We start from the raw sequence: 18,481 nt of genomic DNA, 5'->3' as shown, positions 1-18,481 counted from the left end.
GTGAGCAGGATACCGCGCGATAGAACGAACCCTGCGGGCAAGCGTCCGGGCAAGATCGGCCGCGCCGGCAAGGATGCCCCCGCCGTCGAGCCGCTGAACATCGTCCATGGCGCGCTGCCTTCGCGCGAGGTGATCCTGCGCTTCATCGCCGATCACCCGCAGAAAGCGTCCAAACGCGAACTCGCCAAGGCTTTCGGCCTGAAGGGCGACAACCGTGTCGAACTCAAGCACATGCTGCAGGAGCTCGAGCAGGAAGGCATGCTGCAGAAGAACCGCAAGTCGCTGATCCGTCCCGGTGCGCTGCCGCCCGTCACGGTTCTCGATATCACCACGCGCGACAAGGATGGCGATCTGATCGGCCGGCCGGCGGAATGGCCGGAAGACCAAGGCGTAGCACCCGCCGTCAGCATCCGCCAGCAATCGCCCGCAGGCCGCCAGGGCAAGGGCAAGGCGCCCGTCGCCGGGCTCGGCGACCGCATCCTGGCGAAGATCTTCCCGGCCGTCGATCGCGGCGGGCCAGCCTATACGGCGCGGATCATCAAGGTGATCGACAGGCGCCACGGCGCCTCGATGGGCGTTTTCCGCACGGCACCGGGCGGCGGCGGCCGTCTGCTGCCGATCGAACGGCGCGGCGAGGAGATGGTGATCGATCCCGACTTCACCGGCGGCGCCACGGACGGCGATCTGGTCGAAGTCGAAATCGCCCGTCTCGGCCGTTTCGGCCTTCCGCGCGCCAAGGTTCTCTCCGTCGTCGGTTCCGTCGGTTCGGAAAAGGCGATCTCGATGATCGCGATTCATGCGCACGGCATCCCGCATGTCTTCCCGCCGGCCGTCATCGCTGAGGCGGACGCCGCAAAACCGGCCAGCATGTCGCATCGCGAGGATTGGCGCGACGTGCCGCTGATCACCATCGACCCGGCCGATGCCAAGGACCATGACGACGCCGTCTATGCCGAGCTCGACCCCTCGCCCGACAATCCCGGCGGCGTCATCGTCACTGTCGCGATTGCCGACGTCTCCTGGTATGTCCGCCCCAATTCACCGCTCGACCGCGAGGCGCTGAAGCGCGGCAACTCGGTCTATTTCCCGGATCGCGTCGTGCCGATGCTGCCGGAGCGCATCTCCAACGATCTCTGCTCGCTGAAGGAAGGCGTCGACCGTCCGGCGCTCGCCGTGCGCATGAGCTTTTCCGGCGAAGGCCGCAAGATCGGCCACACTTTCCATCGCATCATGATGAAGAGCGCGGCCAAGCTGTCCTACCAGCAGGCCCAGGCAGCGATCGACGGCAAACCGGACGATCAGACCGGACCGATGCTCGAGCCAATCCTGAAGCCGCTCTGGCACGCCTATGAGGTGATGAAGCGCGGACGCGACCGGCGCCAGCCGCTCGAACTCGACATGCCGGAGCGCAAGATCCTGCTGAAGCCCGACGGTACGGTCGACCGGGTCGTCGTGCCGCCACGGCTCGACGCGCACAAGCTGATCGAAGAGATGATGATCCAGGCGAATGTCTGCGCCGCCGAGACGCTGGAAAAGAAGCGGCAGCCGCTGATCTATCGCATTCATGACGGCCCGACGCTTGCCAAGCAGGAGATCCTGCGTGAGTTCCTGGCCACGCTCGGCATCTCGCTTGCCAAGGGCGGCAACATGCGCGCCAACAACTTCAACGGCATCCTGGCGAAGGCGGACGGCACGCCGCACCAGACCATGGTCAACGAGATGGTGCTGCGTTCGCAGAGCCAGGCGATCTACGGCCCTGAGAATATCGGCCATTTCGGCCTCAATTTGATGAAATACGCCCACTTCACCTCGCCGATACGCCGCTATGCCGATCTCATCGTGCACCGCGCGCTTGTCGGCTCGCTCGGTTTCGGCGAAGGCGGCATCACACCCGACGAAGAGGCGGCGCTCGACGATATCGCCGCCGAAATCTCGACCTTCGAGCGTCGGGCGATGGCAGCCGAGCGCGAGACCGTAGACCGGCTGATCGCGCATCACCTCAGCGGCCGCGTCGGCGAGGAGTTTGCCGGACGGGTCTCGGGCGTGACGAAATCGGGGCTTTTTGTCGCCCTGCCAGACTATGGCGCCGATGGTTTCGTCCCTATATCTACGCTCGGCACCGATTATTTCATCTATGACGAGGCGCATCAGGCACTCTCGGGTGAACGAACAGGGCTCGGTTATCGCCTGGGCGATAGCGTTACCGTGAAGCTTGCCGAAGCGATCCCGCTTGCCGGCGCGCTGCGTTTCGAGATGATCAGCGAGGGCCGCGAGATGCCTGCAGCGGTGCGCTCCTTCCACAAGGCGGGCCGCCGCGACAGAGGCCAGGTCCGCAAGAAACCTGGAACAAGGCCGCCACGCGGACGCCACTAAGCATCGCGCCGAAAGCGGACGCTGGTTTTCGGCAAAACGCTGCAACAACGAAGATCGCCGGCGTTGGACGTGGTTCACAAGACGAATCCGATGCTTTCGGCTGAAAGAGGAACATGCGATGAGCACACCGACCGATCCGGTTGCCCGCTACGGGGATGCGCCCGAGGTCGAGCGTCCGCTTGGGCGCTCCATCATGCGCGGGCTGATGAACCGGTGCCCGGCCTGCGGCAACGGCAAGCTCTTTCGTGCCTTCCTGAAACCGATCGATCATTGCGCGGCCTGCGGCGAGGCGATGCATCACCAACGCGCGGACGACCTGCCGCCTTATATCGTCATCCTCGTCCTCGGCCACGTCGTGGTCGGCGGCTATATGCTGACCGACATGACTTTCGTGCTGCCGGTCTGGGTGCATATCGCCATCTGGGCGCCGATCACCGTCATCACCGCGCTTACCTCGATTCAGCCGATCAAGGGCGGGGTCATCGGTCTGCAATGGGCGCTGCGCATGCACGGCTTCGGTGGCGAGAGTGACGGTCCGGACGATTATGACATCCCCGGCCGGCCGAATTAGCGCCTTCACCTTCCAGACATATTTAACGTGTAGTGCCAGCCCTCCACCGACCACCACCCGAATGCGAGAGCCGAAGATCCTCAAGACCTGACATGGTAAGCATTTCTTGCCCCAACGGGCTTTACATTCCGCAGATGGTCACTCACATCGGAAATACTGCGAAGCGGCATCCGTCACCTGGATTTGGCACGTCTGTGTCTATCTATCTGACGGGAATCGGCCGTTTCGTTCGCGCAGCTTTCTAAGGATGGATAAATGTCTCAGCCGAGAACCGGCACACCGGGCGATGTCGAAGAAATCCATTGGCCTTCTCTGGTGGCAGCCATCTCGTCCATATCTGCCGTTGGCATAGCAATCGGCCTCGGTCTCCCGCTTCTCAGCATCATCCTCGAAAAACGCGGCATCTCGTCCACCCTGATCGGGCTCAACACGGCGATGGCCGGGGTCGCGGCGATGGCCGCCGCACCGATCACCACCAAACTCGCCCATAAATACGGCGTTGCGCCGACAATGCTCTGGGCCGTGCTGATTTCGGCGCTGAGCGCGCTCGGTTTCTATTACGCCCAGGATTTCTGGATGTGGTTTCCGCTGCGCTTCGCCTTCCATGGCGCGACGACGACGCTGTTCATCCTCTCCGAATTCTGGATCAACGCCGCTTCGCCGCCTTCCAAGCGCGGTTTCGTGCTCGGCATCTATGCGACGGTGCTTTCCCTTGGCTTTGCGGCCGGACCTCTGCTCTTTTCGGTCCTCGGCAGCGACGGCATCTTCCCATTCCTGATCGGCGCCGCCGCCATCCTGCTTGCGGCCATCCCGATCTTCATCGCCCGCGACGAGAGCCCGGTGCTCGAGGAAAAACCGGAGCTGCATTTCATGCGCTACGTTTTCCTGGTGCCGACGGCGACGGCGGCGGTCTTCATCTTCGGCGCGGTGGAGGCCGGCGGGCTGTCGCTTTTCCCGATCTTTGCCGTGCGCGCCCATTTCACCGAATCGCAGGCCGCGCTGCTGCTCACCATGATGGGCGTCGGCAACGTCATCTTTCAGATCCCGCTCGGCCTGCTTTCCGACCGCATCGCCGACAAGCGGCCGCTTCTGGCCGGCATGGCGCTGATGGGCTTCATCGGCTCGATGATGTTGCCGCTACTGCTCGACAACTGGCTTCTGATGGCCGGGCTCCTGCTTTTCTGGGGCGGCTGCGTCTCAGGCCTCTATACGGTCGGCCTCAGCCATCTCGGCTCGCGGCTGACGGGCTCCGATCTTGCGGCTGCCAATGCTGCCTTTGTCTTCTGTTATGCGATGGGAACCGTGGCCGGGCCGCAGGCGATCGGTGCGGCGATCGATGTCGCTGGAAATAACGGGTTTGCCTGGGCGATTGCCGCTTTCTTCGGTCTTTACGCCCTACTTTCCGGCATCAGACTGATGTTCATTCGAAAACGGGCTTGACTTTTCGGGCGGGATTCGTAGTTTCGCGCCAGGATTTGCCGTGGAGCCCATCCGGCTTCCACGGCTTTCATTTTCTTAAAGGCAGGACGACCATGGCCAAGGCTACAACAATCAAGATCAAGCTGCTGTCGACAGCCGACACTGGTTTCTTCTACGTCACCACGAAGAACAGCCGCACGATGACGGACAAGATGACGAAGACGAAGTACGACCCGGTTGCAAAGAAGCATGTCGAGTTCAAGGAAACCAAGATCAAGTAATCACTTGGCCTGACGGATTTCACAAAAGCGCGCGCCTCCGGGTTGCGCGTTTTTTATTGTCCGGCTTTGTGGTTTTCAAGATGATAGCGCAAACAGACAAAACGCCGCCCTTCCATCGTCGGGAAGTGGCGGCGTTTTCTTGAAAGGGGGTCGGCCAGCATGCAAAACGGCACGAGGAACCGCTATAACTTGCCTACTAGCCGACCGACCCCACGACCCAGGAGATGCGGCGGACCTGAGCATCATGGGGTATCGACAACTCCTCAACGGGAGCGCTTCTCTTATGAGCCGATAATTTGCGCAAAAATGAAAGAAAATCAACAAATTCTTAATGATGAATTTTCTCATCTTGATTCTATGGTTAAAAGTCCAGATTTGGGACATACAAAGATTTGCCGTCTCTGCTTTGGATCAAAGCGTAGCGCCTGCTCTTTCCAAGAAATTCGACAATATAACTTAATAACTTACGCCACCCCTCCCCTTACGTGAGGTGACGCCGCCGCAATCTATTTGACCCTGTCGGCGGCAGGCATTTTTTATAGTCTTCATTTCATTTTGAGCTACGGCCTGACGCTCTCAAGACTATCGCGCGGCACCACATCCGCGGCAACGCGGCGAGTCCATTTTTGGGCTATTGAGCTGCAATTTTTTCGCCCCGCAGTGCACAGGCGAAGATTAAAAATCGGTAACAATTCGCTTACCGCAGTGGAAAACCCGCAAATGGCGCATATGGCGGCAAGTGATTCGTCAGGCGGCTGCGGCGACCACACGGTTGCGGCCGGTATTTTTGGCCTCGTAAAGGGCCAGATCCGCCTGTTTCATCAGCTGGTCCGGTGTCAGCACCGACGTAATGCGCGAGGCGATGCCGAAGGAAGCAGTGACATTCAGCGCTTTTCCGGCGTGTTTCAGCATGAAGGGAGCGTTTTCGATCGCCGCACGCAGGCGCTCGGCGACGGCGGCGGCAATTTCCGGCGAGGTGTCGGGCATCACGACAACGAATTCCTCTCCACCGTAGCGGCAGGCGAGATCGGCACCGCGGATGGTCGAACGGACGCGATTTGCGAATTCCCGCAGCACCTCATCGCCGCCGTCATGGCCGTAGGTGTCGTTCACATGCTTGAAGCGGTCGATATCGGTGATCAGCACCGAAAGCGGCCGGCCCCGCGCCATAGAACGGTTGAAAAGCACGTTCAGGTGATTGTCGAGATAGCGCCGGTTATAAAGGCCGGTCAGCGGATCGGTCACGGCAAGCTCGATCGTCTGCTTGACGCTGGCGCGCAGCCGGTCGTTGTAGCGCTTGCGGCGGATCTGCGTCAGGCTGCGGGCGACCAGTTCGTTGGGATCGACCGGGCGGATGATGTAGTCGTTGACGCCGAGATCGAGCGCGCGCACGACCATGTCGTCAGCGCCCTGCTCGGTGATGATCAGGACCGGCAGAAAGCGCGTGCGCTCCAGCGAACGCAGCTGCGAGCAGAGGCGAAGCGGATCGTAATCGTCGAAGTTGGCATTGACGATGACGAGATCGAAGGCGCTTTCGGCCGCCTCGAAGAGGGCGGCCTGCGGATCGGAGAGGGCAAGCACGTCGGCGACGGGCTTTAGCGCCTTGATGATGCGCTCCTGCGAATTGGCGCGGCCGTCGACGAGCAAGACCTGAGCGGTCTCGTCGGCGCGGCCCTCGCCTGCCCGCGTGAGGTCGTCGATGCCCATCGTATGGGCGGTGTCGGCGCGGATGCGCAGCTCATCGCTCAACGTCTTCAGCCGCAGCAGGCTCTTCACCCGGGAGATCAGCTGCAGATCGTTGACCGGCTTGGTGAGAAAATCGTCAGCGCCGGCCTTCAGGCCGCGTACGCGATCGGTCGGCTGGTCGAGCGCGGTGACCATGACGACTGGAATATGGGCGGTCTTCTGGCTGGCCTTCAGCCGCTCGCAGACCTCGAAACCGTCTATGCCGGGCATCATGATGTCGAGCAGAATGAGATCGACCTGATTGCGCTCGCAGATCGCCAGTGCCGTGTAGCCGTCCGCTGCGGTCATCACGTCGAAATACTCCGCAAGCAGCCGCGCTTCGAGCAGCTTCACGTTGGCCGGAATATCGTCAACCACCAGTATTCGCGCAGTCATAAGCGTCTTTCCGATGCGTCAGGCATCGCCCAGATAGGTCTTGATCGTCTCAATGAATTTCGGAACCGAGATCGGCTTTGAAACATAGGCCTCGCAGCCGCCTTGGCGGATCCGCTCTTCGTCCCCCTTCATCGCGAAAGCCGTAACGGCGATGACGGGAATCACGTGCAGCTCGTCGTCTTCCTTCAGCCATTTCGTAACTTCGAGGCCGGAGACCTCGGGAAGCTGAATATCCATCAGGATGAGGTCGGGACGATGCTTGCGCGCCAGATCGAGCGCCTCCATGCCGTTTCTGGTCTGGATCGTCGTATAGCCGGACGCCTCGATGAGGTCGCGAAAGAGCTTCATGTTGAGCTCGTTATCTTCTACAATCATCACCTGTTTGGGCATGACAAGCTGTCCCTACGTCCGTTCGCGCAGCGGTTCGTCCCATGACAAAGGCACATGCGGACAAATAGCTCCGTGAAACCGATAGCGCACGCTACCGGTATTTGGTTGAAGAAAAGGTAACTTACCCAGCGAAATGCAAAGCAACTTCAAGACTTCGAAACAACAGGCTGCCGACCCGCACGAGACGGCGATCGCCGTGCTCGGCTGGCTTGCCGATGATCCCGAAATGTTCGGCCGCTTTCTCGCCCTGACCGGTGTGGCGCCCGGCCAGGTGCGCAACGCCGTCAACGATCCCGGATTCCTCGCCGGCCTGATGGATTTTCTGATGAACCACGAACCGACAGCCATGGCCTTCTGCGCGGCGAGCGGCATAAGCCCGGAGACGGTGACCGGCGCCTGGCAGCATTTCTCTTCGCCGGGCCTCGATTCCGGAGAATACTGATCGTGGCCTCCGAAGAATTCGATATCTCGCACATCCGCCTCGGCAAGCGGCCGTTGATCGTCTGTGACGTCGACGACGTCGTGTTGCAGTTCATCGGTCCCTTCCAGCTTTTCCTTCAGAGCCGGGGCCACACGTTTCTGCCGCGATCGTTCCGGCTTCATGGCAACATCGTCTCGCAAGCCGACGGCGTGGAGATCGAAGATCATGAGGTCAGCCGGCTGATCGAGGAATTCTTCGAGGCCCAAGAGCTGTGGCAGACGCCGCTCGACCGCGTGGTCGAAACGCTCGACCGACTTTCGGAAGAGGCCGACATCCTTTTCCTGACAGCCATGCAGCCGCGGTTCCAGGACCAGCGCCGTCGGCTGCTGGACAGGATGGGCCTGCTCTTTCCGCTGCTTGCCACCGAACAGCCCAAAGGGCCGATCGTTCACGCATTGCATGCCAGCCGCTCCCTTCCCGTCGTCTTCATTGATGATATGGCGCGCAATCTGCATTCCGTTAGGGAACACGTCGCCGATTGCCTGCTGATTCATCTGATGCCGAACTCGCCCGTCCATCGTTTCGCGCCAGCGGCGGCCGACGACATTACCCGCGCCACCAACTGGACGCACGCGGCCGAGCTCATCGAGGCGCATTTTGTTTCCGGCACGTTCACGCGCGCAGTTCCAGCCGCATGAGCGGACGACCGTCCTTGCGCCGCGCTACCGTCTCGAAACCGGCCGCATCGAAGATCGCCGTCGAGCCGATGCAGAGCGTCACTGATTTCGACTGCTTCACATGATCGATCGGACAGGCTTCGAGCAGCCGTGCTCCCTGGCGCCGCGCATGGTCGATCGCGCAGCAGAGCAGGCGGTGGCTCATTCCCTTGCCGCGCAGTTTGGGCAGCAGGAAGAAGCAACTGACGGCCCAGATAGATGGATCCTGCGCATCTCCCTCTTCCAGCGGCCGCGAGACGGTGCGCGGCGAATTGAACTGCGGCACGTCGTGGCGCGGCCCGACCTGCACCCAGGCGACCGGCGCGCCCTCGGCATAACAGAGGATGCCAGGCGGCGGACCCGCCTTGATCCGTCCCCGCATATGCGCCTTGCGTTCGTCGGCCGCCATCTCAGTCCTTATCGCATGCGGCAGGCGCAGCGCCACGCACCAGCAATTATAGAAGGCACCCTGCGGCCCGAACACGATTTCGAAATCGTCCCAGCGTTCTGGCGTTACCGGCTCGAAACGAAGATCGTTATCCAAAGGCAAAGCTCCCGCCCTCTCTTGAGACTCGGAAGCTTAAGGCGTAATGTCCCGGCGTTCAATCTTTGTTCTCATCATGACGCCCGCGCCTGACAAGACACCCGGCTTCTGTCGCGACTGCCTTGCCGAGCAGAAGGGCGAGGCGCGCCGCTGCGTTTCCTGTGGCAGCCCCCGTCTCGTGCGCCATCGCGAACTCTACGCATTGACGCTCGCACATATCGATTGCGACGCCTTCTACGCAGCAGTGGAGAAACGCGACAATCCGGAGCTTGCCGACAAGCCTGTCATCATCGGCGGCGGCAAACGTGGTGTGGTTTCCACTGCCTGCTATATCGCCCGTATCCACGGCGTGCGTTCGGCCATGCCGATGTTCAAGGCGCTGGAGGCATGCCCTGAGGCGATCGTCATCCGCCCCGACATGGAGAAATATGTCCGTGTCGGGCGCCAGGTGCGCGCAATGATGCAGGATCTGACGCCGCTGGTGCAGCCGCTATCGATCGACGAGGCCTTCCTGGAGCTCGGCGGTACCGAGAGGCTGCATCACGATCCCCCGGCGCGTACGCTGGCCAAATTCGCTCGTCGCATCGAAAGGGAGATCGGCATCACCGTTTCGGTCGGGCTTTCCTACTGCAAATTCCTCGCCAAGGTCGCCTCCGACCTGCAGAAGCCGCGCGGCTTTTCGGTCATCGGCCGCGAGGAAGCGGTCGAGTTCCTGGCACCGCGTCCCGTCACCACGATCTGGGGCGTCGGCAAGGCCTTTGCGGCGACGCTGGAGGCGGACGGCATCCGTACCATCAGCCAATTGCAGCAGATGGAGGAGAACGACCTGATGCGCCGCTACGGCAGCATCGGTCAGCGGCTCGCCCGGCTGTCGCGCGGCATAGACGACCGCGAAGTGCATCTCAACGATGCGGCCAAGAGCGTCTCGTCCGAGACGACTTTCTTCGACGATATCTCACGTTATGACGATCTGGTGCCGATCCTGCGCAACCTCTCCGAAAAGGTCTCCTGGCGGCTGAAAAAAAACGGCATTGCCGGCCAGACCGTGGTTCTGAAGATGAAGAGCGCCGATTTCAAATCGCGCACCCGCAACCGCAGGCTCGAAGACCCGACCCAGCTTGCCGACAAGATCTTCCGCACCGGGCTCGAGCTTCTCGAAAAAGAGACTGACGGTACGAAGTTCCGCCTGATCGGCATCGGCGTCACCGATCTCGGCGATGCCGCCCGCGCCGATCCGCCCGATCTGATCGACCAGCAATCGGGCCGGCGAGCGGCGGCCGAAGCGGCGATGGACAAGCTGCGCGACAAGTTCGGCAAGCGGACGGTCGAGACCGGCTATACGTTCGGCAACAGCAAGCGCGATCACTAGCGCATAATCCCGAAAATCTGCATCGATTTTCGGGGTTATGCGCAGATTCAAAGTGATAGAGCGTCCTTAGCGCGTCGGAAAAGACGCGCGGCGCTCTAACGCGTGAGGCCTGCCAGCCAGGCGGCCTATAAAATCTTCCTTAAACTTCGTCCCATAATGTGCCGGGCAAGTATTGCGTATGGTTGGGTATCATGTTCTCGCGTCTCGTCTTCGGCCTCGGCTTGCTGTCGGCCACCGCACTCGTGCACCCTGCTCTTGCCGCGGATGCTGCGCGCACGCTGCAGATCTTCGTCTCGAAGGACAAGCAGTCGCTTGCGGTCTATGACGGCACCGAGGTCGTCGCGACCTCGAAGGTCTCGACCGGCAAGGACGGCCACACGACGCCGAGCGGCATCTTCTCGGTGCTGGAAAAGCAGAAATACCACGAATCCAATCTCTATTCGGCGGCCCCGATGCCGTTCATGCAAAGGCTGACCTGGTCCGGCATCGCCCTGCACGAATCCAATTCCGTGCCGCGTTATCCGGCCTCGCATGGCTGCGTGCGCATGCCCGGCGCCTTCGCAAAAATGCTCTATGGGATGACCGATCCCGGTGTCCCCGTCATTATCAGCGACGGTGAACTGGTGCCGCAGCCGATCGACCATCCGACCCTTTTCCATCCGGATGCCCCGGCGGCGATGCCACTGCTTTCGGACGTCGAACTGCGGCCCTCCATGCCCGACAGCCCCGAGAAGCCGGTGCAGGTGGCGATGAACGATACCGCTGCAATGCCGATGCCGGCAGCGCAGCCGATTGCGGCGCCCGAACCCGAGCCGCCGTCCGAGCCGATCAGCATGCTGATTACGCGCCGAACGCTGCGCGAGACGGTGATCGACATCCAGACCCTGCTCAACCAGCTCGGTTTTTCCGCCGGCAATCCGGACGGCTTGCTCGGTCCGTCGACCGTGCAGGCGATCAAGGCTTTCAAGACGCTGCGGCCGGCGGAATTTGCCGCCGACAAAAGCCTGGTCTCCGACACGCTCCTCAGAGAAGTCTATGCCGCGGCTGGCAAGGGCGAGCCGCCGAACGGCGTCATCATGGTGCGGCAGGCCTTCAAGCCGATCTTCGAAGCGCCGGTGACGATCACCGATCCGGGACTGGCGCTCGGCACACATTTCTTCACGCTGCATGCAGTCGATGAAAGGGCCGGCACGGCCGACTGGCTCGGCATCACGCTCGAGAACAATCTGTCTCGCGAGACGATGAAGCGGCTCGGCATTACCAATCAGGAAAGCTCGATCATTACAGGCAAGCCGATCGCCCGTTCGCTCAGCCGGATTACCATCCCCGATGAGACCCGCCGCAAGATCGACGCCCTCATCGCGCCCGGCTCGACGCTGACAATCTCCGATACCGGCCTCGGCCGGGAGACCGGCGAAGGCACGGATTTCATCACAATAACCCGCGGGTGATGGCCATCACGCTAGAACAGGATGATTTTAAGCCGGGTCGGCCTAAAATCTGAATCCTGTTCAACACTAAATAGTTAGAGCATGATGTCGCCCGAAAACCGCTCACACTTTTCGGCATCATGCTCTGATGCGTGTCGCCCAAAAGTGAGCAGCGGTTTCGGGATAAAAACATGCACAAATCAAAGACTTAAAGCGCGTCGCATGAATCCGGATTGTCGCGGCGCGCTTTAGGCTGATCAGACAAGCTCGACGTCGACGACGCCGGGGGCCGCACGAAGGGCGGCGGCGATCTCCGGCGTGATGCGGTATTTCTCCGGCAGCGCCACTTCCACCTCGCGTTTGCCCTCCTCCTTGATGACAATGAAGGAAACGAGGCCGTCGCCCTTGGCGTTCAAATGGCCGGCAACCATTCTCAGCGGTCCGGAATCGCGGACATAGACGCGCAGCGCCTTCTGCATCTGCAGCGACTTTTCCTCCAGCGACTGGATCGTCTGGATGCGCAGGCCGATGCCCTCCGGCCGCTCCTCGCCCGTCGCGGTCAGCACGAAGGATTTTCCTGACTCCAACACGTCGCGATACTGGTTCAGCATTTCCGAAAACAGCACCGCTTCGAACTGTCCCGAAGAATCGGAGAAGACGATGATGCCCATCTTGTTGCCGGTGCGGGTCTTGCGCTCCTGCTTCGAGATGACGGTGCCGGCCAGGCGCGCATTGGCCGCGCCCTGTTTGATGGCGGCGGAAAATTCGGCAAAGGTCTGCACCCGCATCTTTTGCAGGATATTGTTGTAGGAATCGAGCGGGTGGGCTGTGAGATAGAAGCCCAGCACCTGGAATTCCTTGAGCAGCCGCTCGGAGGGGAGCCAGGGCGAGAACGGCGGCAGGGAGATCTTCTCAGGCCCCGACGTCAGCGTACTGCCGAATATGTCCGACTGACCGCTCAGCTTGTTCTCCTGGGCGCGCTGGGCATAACCGAGAATGCGGTCGAGGCCGGCTGCTAGCTGGGCGCGGTCCATGTCGAAACAATCGAAGGCGCCGGCATAGATCAGGCTTTCGAGCACGCGGCGATTGACCTGACGCGGATCGATGCGCAGGCAGAAATCCTCGATGCTGGCAAAGGGCTTGTCGCCACGCACCTCGACGATATGGTCGACGGCGGATTCGCCGACGCCCTTGAGGGCGGCGAGCGCGTAATAGATGCGGTTGTTGCCGGTCTCGAAATGGCGGAAGGAAGTCTGCACCGAGGGCGCGATCACCTCGATGCCGAGGCGCTTGGCATCCTGGCGGAAATCATTGACCTTTTCCGTGTTGGACATGTCGAGCGTCATCGAGGCGGCGAGGAATTCGACCGGATAATGCGCCTTCATGTAGGCCGTCTGGTAGGAGACGATGGCATAGGCGGCGGCATGCGACTTGTTGAAGCCGTAATTGGCGAACTTCGCCAGCAGTTCGAAGATATTGTCGGCCTGCGGCTTCGATACGCCATTCTTGACGGCGCCAACGACAAAGCGTTCGCGCTGCTGGTCCATCTCGGCCTTGATCTTCTTACCCATGGCGCGACGCAGAAGGTCGGCTTCGCCCAGCGAATAGCCGGACAGCACCTGGGCGATCTGCATCACCTGTTCCTGATAGACGATGACGCCCTGGGTTTCCTTGAGCAGGTGGTCGATCATCGGATGGATCGATTCCAGCTCTTCGTCGCCGTGCTTGCGGGCATTGTAGGTCGGGATGTTCTCCATCGGGCCGGGACGGTAAAGCGCCACGAGCGCGATGATGTCCTCAATGCAGTCCGGCTTCATGCCGATCAGCGCCTTGCGCATGCCGGCACTTTCCACCTGGAACACGCCGACCGTCTCGCCGCGCGACAGCATCTCGTAGGTCTTCTTGTCGTCGAGAGGAATGGCTGCGAGATCGACCTTGACGCCGAGCTTGGCGACGAAATCGACCGCAACCTTCAGCACCGTCAGCGTCTTCAGGCCGAGGAAGTCGAACTTGACGAGGCCAGCCTGCTCCACCCATTTCATATTGAATTGGGTGACCGGCATGTCCGAGCGCGGATCGCGATACATCGGCACCAGCTTGGAAAGCGGCCGGTCGCCGATGACGATGCCGGCGGCATGGGTCGAGGCATGGCGGTAAAGCCCCTCGATCTTCTGGGCGATGTCGAGCAGCCGCGCGACAACAGGTTCTTTCGCCGCCTCCTCCTGCAGCTTCGGCTCTTCCTCGATCGCCTTGGACAACGGCGTCGGATTGGCGGGATTGTTCGGCACGAGTTTGCAGATCTTGTCGACCTGGCCATAGGGCATTTCCAGCACGCGGCCGACGTCGCGAAGGGCGGCGCGCGCCTGCAGCGAACCGAAGGTGATGATCTGCGCCACCTGCTCGCGGCCATACTTGGCCTGGACGTAGCGGATCACCTCTTCGCGGCGATCCTGGCAGAAGTCGATGTCGAAGTCGGGCATCGAGACGCGTTCCGGATTGAGGAAGCGCTCGAACAGCAGCGAAAAACGCAGTGGATCGACGTCGGTGATCGTCAATGCATAGGCGACCAGCGAACCGGCGCCCGACCCGCGGCCGGGACCGACCGGAATGTCATGCTGCTTGGCCCATTTGATGAAGTCGGCAACGATCAGGAAGTAACCGGGGAAACGCATGCGCTCGATGACGCTGAGCTCGAATTCCAGCCGCTCGCGATAATCCTTCTCCTCGTAACCCGGCGACATGCCGAGCGTCGAAAGCCGCATGTCCAGCCCTTCGACCGCCTGGCGGCGCAGCTCGCTCGCCTCGGCGCGCTCGGCCTCCTCGGCATCGTCGGTCGCACCGGTGAAGCGCGGCAGGATCGGCTTTCGCGTCTTCAGCACGAAGGAGCAGCGCTTCGCGATCTCGATCGTATTTTCCAGCGCTTCCGGCAGGTCGGCGAAGAGCTTGGCCATCTCGGCCCGGCTCTTCAGATAATGATCCGGCGTCAACCGGAAGCGGCTGTCGTCGGAGACGATGGCGTTGTGCGCGACCGCCATCAGCGCATCATGGGCGTCGTAATCGTCGCGTGTCGGAAAGAACGCCTCGTTGGTCGCGACCAGCGGCAGGTCGTGGGCATAGGCGAGCCCGACAATCTTCTGTTCGTGCCGCTTGTCGTAAGTGCCGTGCCGCTGCAGCTCGACATAGAGCCTGTCGCCGAAGAGACGCTTCAGCGTCAGCAGCCGGGCTTCCGCCTGAGCGGGATGGCCTTCCTTGATCGCCACGTCGACCGGCCCGGTCAGGGCGCCGGTCAATGCGATCAGCCCTTCCGTGCCTGCCTCCTCCAGCCAGGAGGCGCTGATATGAACGGCCTGATTGCTCTCGCCGCCGAGATAGGCGCGGCTGACGAGATCGACCAGCCTTTCGTAACCGGCATCCGTCGCAGCGAGAAGAACGATCGCCGGCAGCTTGACCAGGGCCTGCTGGCCACCGCGCTTTTCCGTTTCCAACCCGTCTTCCATGTCGATCGAGACCTGACAGCCGATGATCGGCTGCAGGCCGTCCTCCATCGCCTTCTGGGAGAATTCGAGGGCGACGAACAGATTGTTGGTGTCGGTAATCGCAATTGCCGGCTGGCTGTCGCCGGTCGCCTTGTAGAGAATCTTCTTCAGCGGCAGTGCGCCCTCGAGGAGCGAATAGGCGGAATGGACCCTCAGGTGGATGAAGCCCGGCGTGCCGCCGGTCGCCTCACCCGTTGAACCCTTTGCCGTATCCGCCATGACATGCCTTCCCAATCACCCGAATGAATCGGACGCATTGTCGGCATAGAGGGCGATGATGTCCAGAAGAAGTCCCGCATCCGGACCGCATGATGACCATGCGGTCCCCTGAAAACTTTAGAGCGCCATGACGATGAGCGAGAAGCTGGCAACGAACATTGCGATGGAGGTGAATGCTGCGATATCACGGATCATGTCAGTCATCGGGCTCTCCTTTACTCGTTATGTTGTCAATTTGTTCCATGTATGTTCTATTGTCAACAGGAATCTTTTCCTTCTTTCTTGTGTTTGAAAAATGCCGGGATGCGCACATTCGAATCGCTGGGAGCCAGTACCCGATGATATGGGCGGAAGCTGTCCCTTCTGGCCTGCCACAGATCGGTCATGGCGCCTAGACGGCCAGCCTCCTCGATGCGACCCGTTTATTTCAAATCTTTGTTCCTCTTTTGTTCTTTACACCTCGCAGCATATTTGCCAGCATCCAGCCGAGAAGAGGAGAACGAGATGTTCGATATTCCGTTGCTGAACGAATTCGTCGTGGAGGCGAAGGCTGCGACCTATGTCGGCGGCGGCGTAGCGAGCGTACCCTGCCGGCCGAGCTCCCACGATATCGGTTACGAACGCGGCGACTGGCGCTATCTCGACAGCTATTTCGGCGGCACCGATTTCGCTGGACAGGAGGTGGTGTGGCTTGCCGACGAGCCCATCTGGGCGATGAATTATTTCGGCTGCGTCATCGCGCCGAAGCTCATCGACGGCACAGTAGCCGGGACGGTGATCAAGGCTGCACTTTCGGCGATGTATCGAGAGGGCCGATTTCTTGGCGGAATGGAATTCGACCATCCGTTCGGCCGCTATCTCGATCGCAACGAAGGCGGCTGCGAGCGGTTCAGCGGCCACGAATGCATCATGGTCGGCGGCCAGAAGGCCTATGCGCTTGATTATCGCGGCGGGCTGATCGTGCCCTGATCACAGCCTTAAAGCGCATCGCGGCAATCTGGATTCATGCGATGCACATTAAGTCTCTGATTTATGCATGTCGTTATCCCAAAACCACTGCAGGCTTTTGGGCGACATGCATCAGAAATCGACGATCTTGCCGTCAGAGATCGTCACGCGGCGATCCATGCGGCGGGCGAGCTCGTGATTATGGGTGGCGATGAGGGCAGCAAGGCCGGACTGGCGCACCAACGCTTCCAGCGCATCGAAGACGTAGCTTGCCGTTTCGGGATCGAGATTGCCGGTCGGCTCGTCGGCAAGAAGAAGAGTCGGCGCATTGGCGACGGCACGGGCAATCGCAACGCGCTGCTGCTCGCCGCCGGAAAGCTCGCCCGGGCGATGCGAGCCACGATGGCCGATGCGCATATAATCGAGAAGCTGGCCGGCCCGCTCTCCGGCTTCCTTCCAGGACAGCCCGGCGATCAGTTGCGGCATCATGATATTTTCAAGCGCCGAGAATTCCGGCAGCAGGTGATGGAACTGGTAGACGAAGCCGATTTCACTGCGGCGGATCGCAGTGCGTTTCTCGTCGCTCAGGCCGTCACAGGCATGGCCGTTGATGTTAACTTCACCGCCGTCCGGATGCTCCAGCAGGCCGGCGATATGCAGCAGCGTCGATTTGCCGGTGCCGGAGGGCGCGACAAGAGCGACGATCTCGCCCTTCGACATCGAAAAATCCGCGCCCTTCAGGATCGGGAGCAGCGTATGGCCCTGCCCGTATTGGCGCTCGACGCCGGTAAGCTTGAGAACGACGTTGCGATTCATGAAGGCGGCATTCCTTATTCGTAGCGCAGGGCCTGCACCGGATCGAGCCTGGAGGCACGCCAGGCCGGGAAAATGGTCGCGATGAAGGAGAGCGTCAGCGCCATGACGACGATCGAGATCGTTTCGCTGAGATCCATCTCGGCCGGCAGCTGGCTGAGGAAATAGACCTGCGGATTGAAGAGCACGGTGCCTGAGATCCAGGAGAAGAACTGTCGGATGGATTCGATGTTGACGCAGACGAGGACGCCGAGCAGAACGCCGGCAATGGTACCGACAATGCCGATCGCCGCCCCGGTCATGAAGAAGATGCGCATGATCGCACCGGCGCTGGCGCCCATGGTGCGCAGGATGGCGATATCGCTGCCCTTGTCCTTCACCAGCATGATGAGGCCGGAGATGATGTTCAGAGCCGCCACGAGCACGATCAGCGTCAGGATCATGAACATGACGTTGCGCTCGACCTGCAGCGCCGAGAAGAAGGTCTGGTTGCGCTGGCGCCAGTCGGTGATGGCGATCTGGCGGCCGGCTGCCTCCTCCACCTTGGGCCTTAGATTGTCGATATCGTCGGGGTTATCGACGAAGAGCTCGATCGACTGCACCAGTCCCTCTGCATTGAAAAAGAGCTGCGCTTCCTCGAGCGGCATGAAGATGATCGAGGAGTCATATTCCGACATGCCGATCTCGAAGAGCCCGGAGATCTTGTAGGACTTGATGCGCGGATTGACGCCCATCGGCGTGATGTCGCCTTCCGGCGAGGTCAGCGTGATGAGGTCGCCGACGCGCAGACCGAGCTGGTCGGCCATGCGGGTGCCGATCAGCACGCCTTCGCCGGAGGCATAACCCACCATGTCGCCTGATTTGATGTTGTCGGAGATCGTCTTGAGCTTGGTCAGGTCCTCGGCGCGGGCGCCGCGCACCAGCGCACCGGTGCTACCACCGGCCTGGGCGGAGGCGAGCACCTGGCCTTCCACCAGGGGTAGCGCCATCTTGATGCCGGGTACGGCGGCGAGCTTGCCGCTGAGGACAGGATAATCGGTGAAGGGGCCGTCGACCGGCTGGACGATCATGTGGCCGTTGATGCCGAGAATACGCGAGACGAGTTCGGTGCGGAAGCCGTTCATCACGGCCATGACGATGATCAGCGTCGCAACACCCAGCATGATGCCGACGAAGGAGAAGCCGGCGATGACTGAAATGAAGGCCTCCTTGCGGCGGGCGCGCAGATAACGCCACGCCACGAGGCGTTCAAAGGTGGAAAATGGCTTGCCAGCCGGACCCAAGCCGGATTTTGAACTCCGGTCCACTGCTGCCTCTGCCATTTCGCCTC

Annotated in this window: 15 protein-coding genes; 9 read left to right on the top strand and 6 right to left on the bottom strand. The window is 61.1% G+C overall.

What is annotated here, in order from left to right:
• From rnr to rpmG, 4 genes are all read left to right on the top strand, one after another.
• Positions 1 to 2,373: a ribonuclease R gene (rnr, locus tag ACD590_RS07265; protein ID WP_439002362.1), complete on the top strand. Its 2,373-nt coding sequence runs from the start codon at positions 1 to 3 to the stop codon at positions 2,371 to 2,373.
• Positions 2,374 to 2,491: 118 nt separating this feature from the next.
• Entirely contained in the window at positions 2,492 to 2,944 is a 453-nt protein-coding gene (locus tag ACD590_RS07260) for a DUF983 domain-containing protein (protein ID WP_439002361.1), read from the top strand.
• 255 nt (positions 2,945 to 3,199) lie between these two features.
• On the top strand, positions 3,200 to 4,384 hold the full coding sequence (locus ACD590_RS07255; RefSeq protein ID WP_018241615.1) for an MFS transporter: 1,185 nt from the start codon (positions 3,200 to 3,202) through the stop codon (positions 4,382 to 4,384).
• A 92-nt stretch (positions 4,385 to 4,476) separates the two neighbouring features.
• Positions 4,477 to 4,644, top strand: a complete 168-nt coding sequence (gene rpmG, locus ACD590_RS07250) for a 50S ribosomal protein L33 (protein WP_003547442.1) — start codon at positions 4,477 to 4,479, stop codon at positions 4,642 to 4,644.
• Positions 4,645 to 5,391: 747 nt separating this feature from the next.
• Here rpmG and ACD590_RS07245 read toward each other — a convergent pair.
• Both ACD590_RS07245 and ACD590_RS07240 read right to left on the bottom strand, forming a co-directional pair.
• Positions 5,392 to 6,765 (bottom strand): PleD family two-component system response regulator, encoded by a 1,374-nt coding sequence (locus ACD590_RS07245; RefSeq protein WP_439002360.1) that lies wholly within the window; start codon positions 6,763 to 6,765, stop codon positions 5,392 to 5,394.
• An 18-nt stretch (positions 6,766 to 6,783) separates the two neighbouring features.
• Positions 6,784 to 7,155, bottom strand: a complete 372-nt coding sequence (locus ACD590_RS07240; protein WP_003547430.1) for a response regulator — start codon at positions 7,153 to 7,155, stop codon at positions 6,784 to 6,786.
• 133 nt (positions 7,156 to 7,288) lie between these two features.
• On the opposite strand from ACD590_RS07240, the gene ACD590_RS07235 reads away from it, so the two are divergent.
• Positions 7,289 to 7,597, top strand: a complete 309-nt coding sequence (locus tag ACD590_RS07235) for a DUF3572 domain-containing protein (protein WP_018241613.1) — start codon at positions 7,289 to 7,291, stop codon at positions 7,595 to 7,597.
• A 2-nt stretch (positions 7,598 to 7,599) separates the two neighbouring features.
• On the top strand, positions 7,600 to 8,274 hold the full coding sequence (locus tag ACD590_RS07230; protein ID WP_439002359.1) for a hypothetical protein: 675 nt from the start codon (positions 7,600 to 7,602) through the stop codon (positions 8,272 to 8,274).
• Here the strand turns inward: ACD590_RS07230 and ACD590_RS07225 are convergent.
• Positions 8,249 to 8,836, bottom strand: coding sequence for a GNAT family N-acetyltransferase (locus tag ACD590_RS07225; protein WP_439002358.1), 588 nt, complete (start codon positions 8,834 to 8,836; stop codon positions 8,249 to 8,251). The genes ACD590_RS07230 and ACD590_RS07225 overlap by 26 nt on opposite strands.
• A gap of 76 nt (positions 8,837 to 8,912) precedes the next feature.
• Here ACD590_RS07225 and ACD590_RS07220 point away from each other — a divergent pair, with 76 nt between their 5' ends.
• Entirely contained in the window at positions 8,913 to 10,205 is a 1,293-nt protein-coding gene (locus ACD590_RS07220; RefSeq protein ID WP_028733671.1) for a DNA polymerase IV, read from the top strand.
• A 191-nt stretch (positions 10,206 to 10,396) separates the two neighbouring features.
• Entirely contained in the window at positions 10,397 to 11,656 is a 1,260-nt protein-coding gene (locus tag ACD590_RS07215) for a L,D-transpeptidase family protein (protein ID WP_018241610.1), read from the top strand.
• Positions 11,657 to 11,892: 236 nt separating this feature from the next.
• On the opposite strand, the gene dnaE is transcribed toward ACD590_RS07215, so the two are convergent.
• Positions 11,893 to 15,390: a DNA polymerase III subunit alpha gene (gene dnaE / locus ACD590_RS07210; RefSeq protein WP_283186420.1), complete on the bottom strand. Its 3,498-nt coding sequence runs from the start codon at positions 15,388 to 15,390 to the stop codon at positions 11,893 to 11,895.
• Positions 15,391 to 15,894: 504 nt separating this feature from the next.
• On the opposite strand from dnaE, the gene ACD590_RS07205 reads away from it, so the two are divergent.
• Positions 15,895 to 16,359: a DUF5680 domain-containing protein gene (locus ACD590_RS07205; RefSeq protein ID WP_439002357.1), complete on the top strand. Its 465-nt coding sequence runs from the start codon at positions 15,895 to 15,897 to the stop codon at positions 16,357 to 16,359.
• 111 nt (positions 16,360 to 16,470) lie between these two features.
• Here the strand turns inward: ACD590_RS07205 and ACD590_RS07200 are convergent, their stop codons facing one another.
• A complete protein-coding gene (locus ACD590_RS07200) occupies positions 16,471 to 17,154 on the bottom strand; it encodes an ABC transporter ATP-binding protein (RefSeq protein ID WP_018241607.1) in 684 nt (227 codons plus the stop codon).
• Positions 17,155 to 17,168: 14 nt separating this feature from the next.
• Positions 17,169 to 18,473 (bottom strand): lipoprotein-releasing ABC transporter permease subunit, encoded by a 1,305-nt coding sequence (locus tag ACD590_RS07195; protein WP_018241606.1) that lies wholly within the window; start codon positions 18,471 to 18,473, stop codon positions 17,169 to 17,171.
• Positions 18,474 to 18,481 lie beyond the last annotated feature (8 nt).

This window comes from Rhizobium sp. 862_C5_N1_2 (genome assembly GCF_051811205.1).
In the GTDB taxonomy this organism is placed as follows: domain Bacteria; phylum Pseudomonadota; class Alphaproteobacteria; order Rhizobiales; family Rhizobiaceae; genus Rhizobium; species Rhizobium leguminosarum.
This window is presented reverse-complemented; position numbering and strand designations above follow the sequence as displayed.

Excerpts from the sequence above, each read along its gene's own strand:
- ACD590_RS07260 (WP_439002361.1), top strand. The coding sequence starts at position 2,492 with ATGAGCACACCGACCGATCCGGTTGCCCGCTACGGGGATGCGCCCGAG.
- ACD590_RS07255 (WP_018241615.1), top strand. The coding sequence starts at position 3,200 with ATGTCTCAGCCGAGAACCGGCACACCGGGCGATGTCGAAGAAATCCAT.
- rpmG (WP_003547442.1), top strand. The coding sequence starts at position 4,477 with ATGGCCAAGGCTACAACAATCAAGATCAAGCTGCTGTCGACAGCCGAC.
- ACD590_RS07245 (WP_439002360.1), bottom strand. The coding sequence starts at position 6,765 with ATGACTGCGCGAATACTGGTGGTTGACGATATTCCGGCCAACGTGAAG.
- ACD590_RS07240 (WP_003547430.1), bottom strand. The coding sequence starts at position 7,155 with ATGCCCAAACAGGTGATGATTGTAGAAGATAACGAGCTCAACATGAAG.
- ACD590_RS07235 (WP_018241613.1), top strand. The coding sequence starts at position 7,289 with ATGCAAAGCAACTTCAAGACTTCGAAACAACAGGCTGCCGACCCGCAC.
- ACD590_RS07220 (WP_028733671.1), top strand. The coding sequence starts at position 8,913 with ATGACGCCCGCGCCTGACAAGACACCCGGCTTCTGTCGCGACTGCCTT.
- ACD590_RS07215 (WP_018241610.1), top strand. The coding sequence starts at position 10,397 with ATGTTCTCGCGTCTCGTCTTCGGCCTCGGCTTGCTGTCGGCCACCGCA.
- dnaE (WP_283186420.1), bottom strand. The coding sequence starts at position 15,390 with ATGGCGGATACGGCAAAGGGTTCAACGGGTGAGGCGACCGGCGGCACG.
- ACD590_RS07205 (WP_439002357.1), top strand. The coding sequence starts at position 15,895 with ATGTTCGATATTCCGTTGCTGAACGAATTCGTCGTGGAGGCGAAGGCT.
- ACD590_RS07200 (WP_018241607.1), bottom strand. The coding sequence starts at position 17,154 with ATGAATCGCAACGTCGTTCTCAAGCTTACCGGCGTCGAGCGCCAATAC.
- ACD590_RS07195 (WP_018241606.1), bottom strand. The coding sequence starts at position 18,473 with ATGGCAGAGGCAGCAGTGGACCGGAGTTCAAAATCCGGCTTGGGTCCG.